Consider the following 13500-nt stretch of genomic DNA (forward strand, 5'->3'; position numbering starts at 1 on the left):
CCTGGCTCTGGCGCCCCGGCGCCTCCCCCGCTCAGGCCTCCCGCGTGGCCGGGCGCGGGTCCGGGAGGCCGAGGACTCGGTCGCGGAGGACGGGAAAGTCGGCGCGGGTCTTGGCGACGCGGGAGAGGTCGAGGTCGGCGGTGAGGATCTCCTCGTCCTCGCCGGCCTCGGCGATCACCTCGCCCCAGGGGTCGATGATCCGGCTGTGCCCGGCCTGTTCGACGCCGCCGTGTGTTCCGGCCGAACAACAGGCGAGGACGTAGGCCTGGTTCTCGACGGCGCGGGCGCGGGCCAGCAGGGTCCAGTGCTCGCGGCGGCGGGCGGGCCAGCCGGCGGGGATGACGAGGAGTTCGGCGCCGGCGTCGGTGAGCCGGCGGAACTGTTCGGGGAAGCGCAGGTCGTAGCAGGTGGCCAGGCCGGCCACGGTCCCGGTCTCCGTGTCGGTCCCGGCCTCCGTCCCGGTTCCGGCCTCCGGGAGGCGGACGGTGACGATCTCCTCGCCGCCGCCCATCATCGCGGCCTCGCCCTTGTCGAAGCCGAAGCGGTGGATCTTGCGGTAGGAGCCGCGGAGGCCGCCGTCCGGGCCGAGGACGACGGAGGTGTTGTAGAGGGTGCCGTCGGGGGCGCGTTCGACCACGGAACCGGCGTGCAGCCAGACCGACGCTTCGGCCGCGGCGGCGGCCACGGCGGTGACGCTGGGGCCGTCGAGGGTCTCGGCGTACTCCTCGAAGAGGTCGTAGGCGAAGGCGCCGGTGGGCCAGAGCTCGGGGAGGACGACCAGGTCGGAACCGGCCTGTTCCCGGACGAGTGCGGCCACCCGTTCACGGCGCGCTTCAACCGTTTCGTCGGAATTGACCGCGATCTGCAACAGGGAGGCGCGCACGGTACCACCACTCTCGGCCTTCGGCCCGCCGTGACGGGCCTACGATCGTCACACGAAAGCACTGCCGGTGTGCCCACGCGCAGCGTAACTTAACTGCGTGAGCCGGTGGCTCAAGCACCCAGCCCGCGTACGAACCGCCGAGGGGTCACGTGACCGTCCACCCAAGCCTGCAGCCCTACATCGACGCCTGGACCCACTCCATCGAGGCGATCTCCGAGCTGGTGACACCGCTCGTCGAGGGTGAGTGGAACCGCGCGACCGCCTGCCCCGGCTGGTCCGTGCGGGACGTCGTCTCCCATGTGATCGGCGCGGAGTGCGAGATGCTGGGCGATCCCCGGCCGATCCACTCGCTGCCGCGCGATCTGTACCACGTGAAGGACGAGCTGACCCGCTACATGGAGGTCCAGGTCGATGTGCGGCGCTGCCACACGGCGCCGGAGATGACCGCCGAGCTGGAGTACACGATCATCCGCCGCTCACGGCAGCTGCGCAACGAGAGCCGCGATCCCGGCACGAAGGTCCGGGGGCCGCTGGGCGGCGCGGAGCTGACGCTGGAACGCTGCCTGCAGCTGCGGGCGTTCGACGTCTGGGTGCACGAGCAGGATCTGCGCCGGGCACTGCGGCAGCCGGGCAATCTGGACTCGCCGGGCGCGCTCGTCGCGCGCGAGCTGTTCCTGGAGGCGCTGCCGAAGGTCGTCGCCAAGGACGCGGGCGCCCCGCCGAACACGGCGGTGGTGATCGACGTGCACGGGCCGGTGGAGTTCATGCGCACGGTGCGGGTGGACCCACAGGGCCGGGCCTCGGTCAGCGGCAGCCCCTCGCTGGGCCCGGCGGTGACGCTCACCCTGGACTGGGAGACGTACGCGCTGCTGGCCTGCGGCCGGGTCAAGCCGGCGGCGGTGGCGGACCGGATCAAGACGGAGGGCGACCAGCGGCTCGCCGAGGCCATCCTGCGGAACTTCACGACGACGCCGTAGGGAGCCGGAGAGCCGTCGGGGTCGCGAGGTGCGCGCGGCTGCCGCGGGGCTCGCCCCGCCCGTTCCCCGGTCGCCCGTTCACCGGCCCGGGTCCCCCCGTTTCCGTACCGTCCTCTGCCGTTCCGTCCGGACCGCGGCCCCACCCGCGGTCCGTGACCTCCGGGCGCATGCCGGCTCCGTCAGCCCGGCCGCCCCAGTGTGCTGACGCTCCGTCAGCCCTGGCGTACGGCCGGCGGCACGTGCACCGTCTCCACCCGGCTGGCGACCGTCCTCTCCCGTTCCCGCCGGTCCGCCCGCCCCCGCAGCCGCAGGATCTGGGCGACGCCCAGCGCCTGCAGGACGAACACGGAGGCGAAGGCGACGCGGTAGTTGTCCCCGGTCGCGTCCAGCAGCACGCCGATGGCCAGCAGTGTCGTCATCGAGGCGGTGAAGCCGCCCATGTTGACGATGCCGGAGGCGGTGCCGATGCGCTCCGGCGGGTTGGCCGGGCGGGCGAAGTCGAAGCCGATCATCGAGGCGGGACCGCAGAGCCCCAGGACCAGGCTGAGCGCGACGAGCAGCCATCCCGGCGCCGTGCCCGGCCAGGCCAGCGCGGTGCCCCAGAGGAGGGCGGTCGAACCGATCGTGCCCAGGGCGAGTGGCATCCGGGCCCCGTGGTGCCGGGCGATGAGCTGCCCGTAGACGAGGCCGACGGCCATGTTGGAGAGCACCACCAGGGTCAGCAGCTCACCGGCCTCCTCGCGGGACATCCCCTGGGCCTCGACCAGGAACGGCATCCCCCACAGCAGCAGGTAGACCATGCCCGGGAACTGGGTGGTGAAGTGCACCCACATGCCCAGCCGGGTGCCGGGCTCGCGCCAGGAGTCGGCGATCTGCCGGCCGACGCCGAAGCGCGGGGCGGGCATCCTCCCCGTCACCGTCCCCTTCCCGGCGCCGGCACCTGAGGCGGGGGCGGTGCCCTCCGGGTGGTCCTTGAGGAAGACGAGCACCAGGACGAGTACGGCCACACCGCCGGCCGCGCTGCCCGCGAAGGCCGGGGTCCAGCCGAAGGCGCCGAGCAGCCTGGCCAGCACCAGGGTGGACAGCAGATTGCCGGCCATCCCGATCAGCGCCGCCACCTGCGCGATCAGCGGGCCGCGGCGGGCGGGGAACCAGCGCGAGCCCAGCCGCAGCACGCTGATGAACGTCATGGCGTCACCGCAGCCGAGCAGCGCCCGCGAGGCCAGGGCCATGGCGTAGGAGTCGGAGAGGCCGAAGCCGAACTGGCCGGTGGTGAAGAGGGCGATGCCGAGGATGAGGACGCGCTTGGTGCCCAGCCGGTCGACCAGCAGGCCCACCGGTATCTGCATGCCCGCGTAGACGAGGAGCTGGAGGATGGTGAAGGTCGACAGCGCGGAGGCGCCCACCTGGAAGCGGTCCGCGGCGTCGAGCCCGGCCACGCCGAGGCTGGTGCGGTAGGCGACGGCCAGGAAGTAGACCAGGACGCCGATGCCCCAGACGAAGGCCGCCCGCCCGCCGCCGCGGGGGTCGGCCACGGCGGAGCCGGGGAAGGCGGGCGCGGGCCCGCCGGAGCGCGTGGCGGAGCTCACCGGTCACCGCCTCCGGCCAGCTCCCGCACCCGGCCGATGTGCCGGCTCACGGCCGCGGCGGCCGCGTCGGCCTCACCCGAGCGCAGGGCGCGCAGGATCTCGGTGTGCTCGGCGATGTTCTTGGCGATGCGGTCGGGGTGGGCGTGCATCACGGCGACGCCCATCCGCAGCTGCCGGTCGCGCAGCTGGTCGTAGAGGCGCTCCAGGATGAGATTGCCGGCGCTGCGCACGATCTCGGCGTGGAAGCAGCGGTCGCTGACGGAGAAGGCCGGCAGGTCGCCGGCGGCCGCGTGGCGCCGCTGCGCGTCGAGGAGTTCCTCCAGCCGCTCCAGCAGGCGCGGGCTCGCGGGGACGGCTTTGCGGGCGGCGTGCTCCTCGACGAGCAGCCGGGTCTCGACCACGTCGCGGATCTCCTGCGCGGAGACGGGCAGCACCAGGGCGCCCTTCTTCGGGTAGAGCTTGAGCAGCCCTTCGGCCTCCAGCCGCAGCAGGGCCTCCCGCACCGGGGTCCGGGAGACGCCGGTGGCCTCGGCGAGATGGCCCTCGGTGAGCAGCTCGCCGCCCTCGTAACGGCGGTCCAGGACGGCCTGCTTGACGTGGGCGTAGACCCGGTCGGCGGCGGGCGGCCGCTTGCCGGGGGCGGTGCCGGAGGAGGTCTCGGAGGCGGACTCGGGGGTGAGGGCGGACAGCATGGACACAGCTTAGATACAAGAGATGAACGGCTTCGGAGCGGTCCGGGATGCGGACGGGACGGGCGGCTGAACGCCGGGAAGCCCGGACGCGCATGGCGTCCGGGCTTCCGGGGTCGAGCGCTGCGGGGCCGGGGCACGGCCCCGCGGGCGGTACGGCTCCGGGCCGGCCGGTACGGGGCCGGCCCGGCCCGTGGCCGTCGGGCCGTGGTCAGGCCCAGGTGATCAGCCGCTTGGGGTGCTCCAGTATCGCCGCGATGTCCGCGAGGACCTTGGAGCCCAGCTCCCCGTCGACCAGCCGGTGGTCGAAGGACAGGCCGAGGGTCGTCACCTGGCGCGGCTTGACCTTGCCCTTGTGCACCCACGGCCGCAGCTTGACCGCGCCGAAGGCCAGGATCGCGGACTCGCCGGGGTTGAGGATCGGCGTACCGGTGTCGACGCCGAAGACGCCGACGTTGGTGATGGTGACCGTGCCGCCCTGCATGGCCGCCGGGGAGGTCTTCCCCTCCCGTGCGGTGGCCACCAGTTCGCCCAGCGCCCGCGCGAGCTCCGGCAGGGTCTTGGCGTGCGCGTCCTTGATGTTCGGCACCATCAGACCGCGCGGAGTGGCCGCGGCGATGCCGAGGTTGACGTAACTCTTGTGCACGATCTCCTGGTTCGCCTCGTCCCAGGCCGCGTTGATCTCCGGGTTGCGCTTGATCGCGACCAGCAGCGCCTTGGCGACCAGCAGCAGCGGGTTGACCCGCAGCCCGGCCATGTCCGGGTCCTGCTTGAGCTCCTGGACGAGCTTCATCGTCCGGGTCACGTCGACGGTGATGAACTCCGTGACGTGCGGGGCGGTGAAGGCGCTGCCGGTCACCGCCTGCGCGGTGGCCTTCCGTACGCCCTTGATCGGCACCCGGGTCTCGCGGCCGCCGGCGGAGGCCGACGCGGGCGCGGCGGCCGGTGCGGCGGCGGGCGCGGGGGCCGGGGCCGTCTCCGGGACTTCCGCGGGGGCGGTCGCGGCGGCGGCAGCGGCGGCCGCGGCGTGCACGTCCTCGCGGGTCACGATGCCGTCCGGGCCGGTCGGGACGACCGAGGCCAGATCGACGCCGAGGTCCTTGGCGAGCTTGCGGACCGGCGGCTTGGCGAGCGGCCGGGGGGCCTCCGTGACACCGGCCGGGGCGGCCTGGACCGGGACGGCCGCCGGGAGTTCCGGGGCGGGCGCGACCGGCCCGCCGTTGGTCCGCCCGGCACCGGCACCGGCACCGGACGCGGCACCGGGCTGCGGCTTGCGCGCGCGGCGCTTGGTGGACGCGGCGGAGACGCCGTAGCCCACCAGGACCGGCTGCCGCTCCTGCGGCTGCTCCGGCTCGGCGGGGGCCGCAGCCTCCGCGGCCGGGGCGGGCGCCGGCTCGGCCGCGGGCGCGGCGCCACCGTCACCGTCAGCGCCCGGCTGGGTGTCGACGGTGATGAAGACGGAGCCGACGTCGACCGTCGCCCCCTCCTCGAAGTGCAGTTCGCGCACCACGCCGTCGAACGGGATGGGCAGTTCCACGGCCGCCTTGGCGGTCTCGACCTCGCAGACGGTCTGCCCGTCCGACACGGTGTCGCCGGGCGCCACGTACCACTTGAGGATCTCGGCCTCCGTGAGCCCCTCGCCCACGTCGGGCATCCGGAACTCGCGGAAGCGCTGGGAAGTCGCTGTCATCGTCACTTTCCCCGTCCCTTCAGTACGCCAGAGCGCGGTCGACGGAGTCGAGCACCCGGTCCAGGCCGGGCAGGTACTCCTCCTCCAGCCTGGCCGGCGGGTACGGCGCGTGGTATCCGCCCACGCGCAGCACCGGGGCCTCCAAGTGGTAGAAGCACCGCTCGGTGATCCGGGCGGCGATCTCCGATCCCGTACCCAGGAATACCGGAGCCTCGTGCACGACGACCAGCCGCCGGGTCTTCTCGACCGAGCGCTGGATCGCGTCGAAGTCGATCGGGGACATCGAGCGGAGGTCGAGGACCTCCAGCGACTTGCCCTCCTCGGCGGCCGCGGCGGCCGCCTCCAGGCAGACCTTCACCATCGGGCCGTAGGCGACGAGGGTGAGGTCGGTGCCCTCGCGGGCGGTGACGGCCTCGTGCAGCGGGCCGGGGACGGCGGCGGTGTCGACCTCGCCCTTGTCCCAGTAGCGCCGCTTGGGCTCGAAGAAGATGACCGGGTCGTCGCTGCGGATCGCCTGCTGCATCATCCAGTAGGCGTCCGAGGAGTTGGACGGGGAGACGCACTTGAGCCCGGCGACGTGCGCGAACAGCGCCTCGGGCGACTCGCTGTGGTGCTCGACCGCGCCGATGCCGCCGCCGTAGGGGATGCGGATGACGACGGGCAGCTTGATCTTGCCCAGGGCCCGCGCGTGCATCTTGGCGAGCTGGGTGACGATCTGGTCGTACGCGGGGAAGACGAAACCGTCGAACTGGATCTCGACGACGGGGCGGTAGCCGCGCAGCGCCATGCCGATGGCGGTGCCGACGATGCCGGACTCGGCGAGCGGGGTGTCGATGACCCGGTCCTCGCCGAAGTCCTTCTGCAGACCGTCGGTGACGCGGAAGACGCCGCCGAGCTTGCCGACGTCCTCGCCCATGACCAGGACCTTGGGGTCGTCCTCCATGGCCCGGCGCAGGGACTCGTTGATCGCCTTGGCGATGGGAAGCTTCATGATCTTCTCGGCGGCCATGTCAGTTGCCCTCCTCGGCGAAGGACGCCTGGTAGGCGGCGAACTGCGCGCGTTCCTCATCGACCAGGGCGTGGCCGTCCGCGTAGATGTTCTCGAAGATCGCCGTGGTGTCGGGGTCCGGCATCAGCCGGATCGCCTCGCGCACATGGCGGCCCAGCTCCTCGCTCTCCTGGTCCAGCGCGGCGAGGAACGCCGCGTCGGCGATGCCCTCGGCCTCCAGGTAGGCGCGCAGCCGCAGGATCGGGTCCTTGGCCTCCCAGGCCTCCCGCTCCTCGTCCCGCCGGTACTTGGTCGGGTCGTCGGAGGTGGTGTGGGCGCCCATGCGGTAGGTGAACGCCTCGACGAGGGTCGGGCCCTCGCCGCGGCGGGCGCGCTCCAGCGCGGAGCGGGTGACGGCGAGGCAGGCCAGGACGTCGTTGCCGTCGACCCGGACGCCGGGGAAGCCGTAGCCCTGGGCGCGCTGGTAGAGCGGGACGCGGGTCTGCCGCTCGGTGGGCTCGGAGATGGCCCACTGGTTGTTCTGGCAGAAGAAGACCACCGGGGCGTTGTAGACCGCGGAGAAGGTGAACGCCTCGGCCACGTCGCCCTGGCTGCTCGCGCCGTCGCCGAAGTAGGCGATCACGGCGGAGTCGGCGCCGTCCTTGGCCACGCCCATGGCGTAGCCGGTGGCGTGCAGCGCCTGCGAGCCGATGACGATCGTGTAGAGGTGGAAGTTGTTGCTCGTCGGGTCCCAGCCGCCGTTGTTCACACCGCGGAACATCCCCAGCAGGTTGGTCGGGTCCACGCCCCGGCACCAGGCGACGCCGTGCTCGCGGTAGGTGGGGAAGACGTAGTCGTCGTCCCGCAGCGCGCGGCCGGAGCCGATCTGCGCGGCCTCCTGGCCCAGCAGCGAGGCCCACAGGCCCAGCTCGCCCTGGCGCTGGAGCGCGGTGGCCTCGGCGTCGAAGCGGCGGGTCAGCACCATGTCCCGGTACAGCCCGCGCAGTTCCTCCGGGCCGAGGTCGATGGAGTACTCGGGGTGCTCGACGCGCTTGCCCTCGGGGGTCAGCAGCTGTACGAGCTCCGGCTGCCCGGCGGCGGCCGACGCGGCTGCCGCTGCCGGCGGCTTCTTGGCGCCGGCGCGCTTCGCTGTGGTGCGGCGTGGCTTGCGCCCCGCCGTGCTCTCCACGGTCACGGTGTGCTCCTCCGTCTGTCCGGCCCCCGGGGTCGCCGGTGGCCCAGTAGGTCCCCTTGCCGACGGCAGGGGGGGCTCACCCGATTCGAGCGGCGCACGGGGTGGGTGCGACTGCCGGACCGGGTGTGACAGGCGCCCGGCTCCGGCCGCAGGACGCACGTTACCCAGTGGTTCGCATTCCTGCGAAACCCCTTCTGACCTGGGATTTTGCTTGGATTTCCAAGTAAATCGGGAAAGTCGGGGAACACCACTGGTCACAGCCCCGCGGCAGCCGGGACAACGGCACGTTAACCCGGCGGGCAAGAGCACGGGAAGAGCCCGCGGAGGAAAGCCGCGCCGTGGGCCCTTCTTGTTGAGGCCCCGGTTCCGGATCGGGTACGCAGCGTGATCTAACATTTGACAGGTGCCGCGCTCATCCGTTGCCCCCGCTCCGCCGGACCCCGTCCCGGACCCCCTCCCGGGCCCGGTCACCCGGGCCGGGGCCACCGCGCCGGCGCTCCGGCCGGACGGCGAAGACGGCGGGTACGGGGACTTCGGCCCCGGCGGCCCCGGCGCGGAGAGCCCCGGGGCGGACACCCTGGCCGTGCTGCTGCGCCGCTACGGGCTCGGCGAGGCGCTCTCCTGCGAACGGGTGACCCAGGGCCTACTCAACCGCGGCTACGCCCTGACCACCACCCGCGGCCGCTTCTTCCTCAAACACCATCTCGACGGCGACAGCCCCGCCATCGCCCGCCAGCACCGCGCGACCGCCCGGCTCGCCGCCCTCGGCCTGCCCGTGGCCCCGCCGCTGGCCGACACCGCCGGCTCCACCGTCGCCGTCACCGGCGGCCGCTGCTTCGCCCTGCACCCCTGGATCGACGGCCGGCACCGCTACGGGGCCCAGCTCGCCCGCACCGAGTGCGGACACCTCGGTGAACTCCTCGGCCGGATGCACAGCGCGCTGGAACGGATCATGCCGCCCGCGCCGCCGGCCGCACCGGGGCCGGGCGCCACCGGCCCCGGCGACCGCCTCCGCTTACCCGGCCAGCGCCGCCCCGCCTCGCCCACCAGCCCGCCCGCCCTGGCCAGCGCCGAACCCGCAGACACCTACGCCCTGATCGACGAACTCCTGGCCCGCGCCCGCCGCCGTCCCCGGCGCGACGCCTTCGACGAACTCGCCGAGCACCGGCTCACCGAACGGCGCGCCCTGCTCCGCCGCCACGCCCACCGGCGCCCCCGGCCGGGCGCCGAACCCGCCGCGGGCTGGGTGCACGGCGACTTCCACCCGCTGAACCTCCTCTACCGGGGCGCGGAACCGGCCGCGGTCGTCGACTGGGACCGGCTCAGCGTCCAGCCGCGCGCCGAGGAGGCCGTACGGGCCGCGGCCATCTTCTTCGTCCGCCCCCGCGGCCCCCTCGCGCTGCCCAAGGTCCGCGCCTACGCGCGCGGCTACCGGCGGGCCTCCGGGGCGGACGCGGCCGAACTGGCCGCGGCCGTGCACCGGGTGTGGTGGGAACGGCTGAACGACTTCTGGATGCTGCGCTGGCGCTACGAACTGCGCGACCCGCGCGCCGACGCCCAGTTCCCGGCGGCGGCGGCCCTGGCCGTGTGGTGGACCGAGCACTACGACGCGGTGCGCGACGCGTTCACCACCTGAGGGACGGGGCGGCTCCGGACGGCGAAAGGCCCCCGCCCGTACCGGACGCGGTGGTCCGGTACGGACGGGGGCCGTGAAAACCGCTGCGGAGCGGGCAACCGGCCGGGGAAGCCCCGGGCCCGGTCAGCCGTCGGCCTCTCCGCCCTCGATCACCCCTCCGTCGCCGCCCGCGCCGCCCGGGTCACCGCCGGCGCCGCCCGGGTCACCGCCCGGTTCGCCGCCCGGGTCGCCGGAGTCGCCCGGTTCACCGCCCGGATCGCTCGACGTGCTCTGGGACGGGGTCGACGCCGGGGGCGAGGTCGAGGCGCTCGGCGTCTCCTCGCCGGTGGGCGACTGGGACGGGGTGTACTCGCCGCTCGGCTGTTCCGGCGTGTAGTCCTCGTTCTGGCCGCCGGTCTCGGGGGCCGTCTGCTGGTCCTGGGAGGCCTCGTCCTCCGGCGACTGCGACTTCTCGGTGTCCTGGCTGCGGGAGACCGTCGGCGACGGCTTCTGGTCCTGCTCCTGGTCTTCGCCGGTCCCGTTGAGCGCGAAGATGATCCCGACCGTGAGGATGATCGCGGCCAGCGCCGCCACGAGCAGCACCGGGCCGCGGCCCCCGCCGGAGCCGCCCCGGCCGCCGCCGTAGCGGGTGCCGTCGAAGCCTCCGTCGTCGCCCCGCGGCGGGCCCAGCAGCGGGGCGGGGATCTGCGAGGTGTCGCCGCCGCTCGCCGGCATCATGGCGGTCGCGCCGGCGGCCATGCCGGCCGTCGGGGCGGCCCCCGCCACGGCGACCGTGCCGGTGTCCCAGGTGCCCGTGTGGCCGCCGTGCGCGGTCAGCATCTGCAGGGCGTACTGCGCCAGCCCGCGCATCTCCTCGGCGGTCTGGAAGCGGTCGTCCGGGTCCTTGGCCAGCGAGCGCATCACCAGCCCGTCCAGCTCCGGCGGCACCGCGTCCGACACCCGGGACGGGGGCACCGGGATGTCCTGGACGTGCTGGTAGACCACCGACAGCGGGCTCTCGCCGGTGAACGGCGGGCGGTGCGCCAGCAGCTCGTAGAGCAGGCAGCCGGTGGCGTACAGGTCGGAGCGGGTGTCGACGGTCTTGCCGAGGGCCTGCTCCGGCGAGAGGTACTGCGGGGTGCCCATGACCATGCCGGTCTGGGTCATCGTGGACTGCGCGCCGTGCAGCGCGCGGGCGATCCCGAAGTCCATGACCTTGACCGCGCCCGTGTTGGTGATGATCACGTTCGCGGGCTTGATGTCGCGGTGCACGATGCCGTGGTGGTGGCTGTAGGCCAGCGCCTCCAGCACGCCCGAGACGATGATCAGCGCCTGGTCCGGCGGCGGCGCCTCGGAGTCGATCAGCAGATCCCGGATCGTCCGGCCCTCGACGAGCTCCATGACGATGTAGGGGACGGTGCTGCCGCCGGTCACGTCCTCGCCGGAGTCGTAGACCGCCACCACCGCGTGGTGGTTGAGTCCGGCCACCGACTGGGCCTCGCGCGTGAAGCGGGCCTTGGAGACCGGGTCCTCCGCGAGATCGGAGCGCAGCAGCTTCACCGCCACCGTACGGCCGAGCCGTACGTCCTCGGCGGCGAAGACCTCCGCCATGCCGCCGCGGCCGAGCCGGTGGGTCAGGCGGTAGCGCCCGTCCCCGACCAGTCCGCCGTCGCCCCACAGCTCGGGGGAGTCACCGGAGCCGTTGCCGTTCCCGTTGCCGCCGTTCGCCGGTTCGGATTCGGACGGGCCCCCGGAGCGCGTCTGTGCCATCAGTCCTCGCCGTAGTCATCTGTCCGCTGTAACGCGGCCGGGATCCCCTCGCCGAATCCCCTGCCGCCGGCTCGGGGACCCAGGGGTCTTCCGGTAGGCACGCTACAGCCTCCGCGCGGCGCGCCGTTCCCCGGTGGACAGACCATCCAAACCGCTGAGGGGCTGCGGAGGCAAATCCTCCGCCCGACCGTGGTGATGCTGTAACGCTTCTCGAACTCTTCTCGCCCATCCGGTCACGGAACGGGCACCCGGCTTGACGTGGCCGACCCCTGCGGCAGACTTGGCCGGTAATCATGGTTGTTCGAGCAGCCGGCCGGGGCCCGCATCAGCACGGCCGTCCGCACAGGGGGAGTCAGTCACATGAGCGAGGACGGCGGGCAGGGCCGCTACGAGGGGCGCTCGGTCGCGGGCGGACGGTACCGGCTGCGCGACCTGCTCGGCGCGGGCGGGATGGCCTCCGTGCACCTGGCCTACGACACCGTGCTGGACCGGCAGGTGGCGATCAAGGTCCTGCACACCGAGCTGGGCCGCGAGGAGGCGTTCCGCGAGCGTTTCCGGCGCGAGGCGCAGTCGGTCGCGAAGCTCTCGCACACCAACATCGTCTCCGTCTTCGACACCGGTGAGGACACCCTCTCCGACGCCGAGGGCGGCGGCAAGATGCCGTACATCGTCATGGAGTACGTCGAGGGCCGCCCGCTGCGCTCCGTGCTCGACGAGGACATCGCCCGGTACGGCGCGATGCCCGCCGACAAGGCCCTGCGGATCGCGGGCGACGTGCTGGCGGCCCTCGAGGTCAGCCATGAGATGGGCCTGGTCCACCGGGACATCAAGCCGGGCAACGTCATGATGAACCGGCGCGATGTGGTCAAGGTCATGGACTTCGGCATCGCGCGGGCCATGCAGTCCGGGGTCACGTCGATGACGCAGACCGGCATGGTCGTCGGCACCCCGCAGTACCTCTCGCCGGAGCAGGCGCTGGGGCGCGGCGTCGACGCCCGCTCCGACCTCTACTCCGTCGGCATCATGCTCTTCGAGCTGCTCACCGGGCAGCTGCCGTTCGACGCGGACTCCCCGCTGGCCATCGCGTACGCGCATGTGCAGGAGGAGCCGCCCGTCCCGTCGTCCGTCAACCGCTCGCTGCCGCCGGCGGTGGACGCGCTCATCGCCCGGGCGCTGAAGAAGAACCCGAACGAGCGGTTCCCGACGGCGGAGGCGATGCGCCAGGAATGCGCGCGGGTGGCATCCGCGGGCCAGACCGGCGCCGCCCCGGCGATCGTCGGCGGCGGAGCCCGGAACAGCGGCGCCGGGGTCGGCTCGGCGGTCTTCCCGCCGCTCGACCAGCAGAACCCCGCCGCGTCCGCGCACGGGGTGCCGGGTGCTCCCGGGGCTCCGGGCGTGCAGATGCCGTACCAGCCGTCGCCCGTGCCGGGTCTCGCGGGCCCGGGCGGCTTCGGTCCGTCCACTCCGCCGCCCCCCAGCTACCCGATGGGGCAGCAGGGCTATCCGACGCCCTCCCCGTACGGCCCCTCCGGACCGGGCGCGCCGTACAACCTCTCGCCGCCGGCCGGCGGGAGCGGCGCGGGCGGCGGCAAGAGCAACATGCCGGTCGTGGTGGGCGCCGTCGCCGTGGCGCTGCTGGCCGTCGGCGGTCTGATCACGGCTCTCGTCCTCAACAACGACGACGACGCGGGGAAGCCGGTCGGCGGCGGGGGGACCAGCCAGTCCGCGGACCCCTCCGGCGGCCAGACCGGTGAGGGCGGTGAGGCCGCGCCCGCCAAGGAGATCCCGGAGGACAAGAGCCGGACGATCGACGCCGAGAAGTGCACCGACGCGTATGAGCACTACGACGACAAGGACGCGGTGTCCATGCCGGATCTGCGCTTCCGCCACATCGCGTCGGTGAAGGACTGCATGAACCAGGCGGGCTGGAAGTACAACGAGCTCGAGTACGAGGATTCCTCCATTTGGGGGAAGAACGCGGTCCTGGAGCAGGTCCCCCGCCAGGGTGACCCCTTCGACCCGGACAAGGACACGATCACGCTGACCGTCGCCACGGGCAAGCCCGAGTAGTCCGGGCGGTCCCCGCGGTCCGGACGGTCCGGGG

Annotated in this window: 10 protein-coding genes; 3 read left to right on the forward strand and 7 right to left on the reverse strand. The window is 73.4% G+C overall.

Annotation, left to right across the window (positions count from 1 at the left end; genetic code table 11):
* Positions 1 to 31 precede the first annotated feature (31 nt).
* Positions 32 to 883, reverse strand: coding sequence for a carbon-nitrogen family hydrolase (locus IF83_RS0109285; protein ID WP_030543603.1), 852 nt, complete (start codon positions 881 to 883; stop codon positions 32 to 34).
* Positions 884 to 1032: 149 nt separating this feature from the next.
* Here IF83_RS0109285 and IF83_RS0109290 point away from each other — a divergent pair, with 149 nt between their 5' ends.
* Positions 1033 to 1860 (forward strand): maleylpyruvate isomerase family mycothiol-dependent enzyme, encoded by an 828-nt coding sequence (locus tag IF83_RS0109290; protein ID WP_030543604.1) that lies wholly within the window; start codon positions 1033 to 1035, stop codon positions 1858 to 1860.
* Positions 1861 to 2072: 212 nt separating this feature from the next.
* On the opposite strand, the gene IF83_RS0109295 is transcribed toward IF83_RS0109290, so the two are convergent.
* The 5 genes from IF83_RS0109295 to pdhA all read right to left on the reverse strand — a co-directional run bounded on the left by IF83_RS0109295 (position 2073) and on the right by pdhA (position 8011).
* Positions 2073 to 3449, reverse strand: coding sequence for an MFS transporter (locus IF83_RS0109295; protein ID WP_030543605.1), 1377 nt, complete (start codon positions 3447 to 3449; stop codon positions 2073 to 2075).
* The gene (locus tag IF83_RS0109300) at positions 3446 to 4141 is read right to left on the reverse strand and encodes a GntR family transcriptional regulator (protein WP_030543606.1); all 696 of its coding nucleotides are present in this window, start codon (positions 4139 to 4141) and stop codon (positions 3446 to 3448) included. The genes IF83_RS0109295 and IF83_RS0109300 overlap by 4 nt, the downstream gene beginning before the upstream one ends.
* 208 nt (positions 4142 to 4349) lie before the next feature.
* Entirely contained in the window at positions 4350 to 5828 is a 1479-nt protein-coding gene (locus IF83_RS0109305) for a dihydrolipoamide acetyltransferase family protein (protein WP_030543607.1), read from the reverse strand.
* A 19-nt stretch (positions 5829 to 5847) separates the two neighbouring features.
* Positions 5848 to 6837 carry an alpha-ketoacid dehydrogenase subunit beta gene (locus IF83_RS0109310; protein WP_030543608.1) on the reverse strand — a complete coding sequence of 330 codons (990 nt, stop codon included), beginning with the start codon at positions 6835 to 6837 and terminating at the stop codon, positions 5848 to 5850.
* 1 nt (position 6838) lies between these two features.
* Entirely contained in the window at positions 6839 to 8011 is a 1173-nt protein-coding gene (gene pdhA, locus IF83_RS0109315) for a pyruvate dehydrogenase (acetyl-transferring) E1 component subunit alpha (protein ID WP_030543609.1), read from the reverse strand.
* Positions 8012 to 8588: 577 nt separating this feature from the next.
* On the opposite strand from pdhA, the gene IF83_RS0109320 reads away from it, so the two are divergent.
* Positions 8589 to 9647: a phosphotransferase gene (locus IF83_RS0109320; protein ID WP_030543610.1), complete on the forward strand. Its 1059-nt coding sequence runs from the start codon at positions 8589 to 8591 to the stop codon at positions 9645 to 9647.
* Positions 9648 to 9770: 123 nt separating this feature from the next.
* Here IF83_RS0109320 and IF83_RS0109325 read toward each other — a convergent pair whose 3' ends face one another.
* Entirely contained in the window at positions 9771 to 11396 is a 1626-nt protein-coding gene (locus IF83_RS0109325; RefSeq protein WP_037679334.1) for a protein kinase domain-containing protein, read from the reverse strand.
* A gap of 360 nt (positions 11397 to 11756) precedes the next feature.
* Between IF83_RS0109325 and IF83_RS0109330 the strand changes: the two genes are divergently transcribed.
* Positions 11757 to 13466, forward strand: coding sequence for a protein kinase domain-containing protein (locus IF83_RS0109330; RefSeq protein WP_030543612.1), 1710 nt, complete (start codon positions 11757 to 11759; stop codon positions 13464 to 13466).
* Positions 13467 to 13500: the final 34 nt, after the last annotated feature.

The sequence above is a fragment of the Streptomyces albus subsp. albus genome (genome assembly GCF_000719865.1).
Lineage (GTDB): Bacteria > Actinomycetota > Actinomycetes > Streptomycetales > Streptomycetaceae > Streptomyces > Streptomyces albus_E.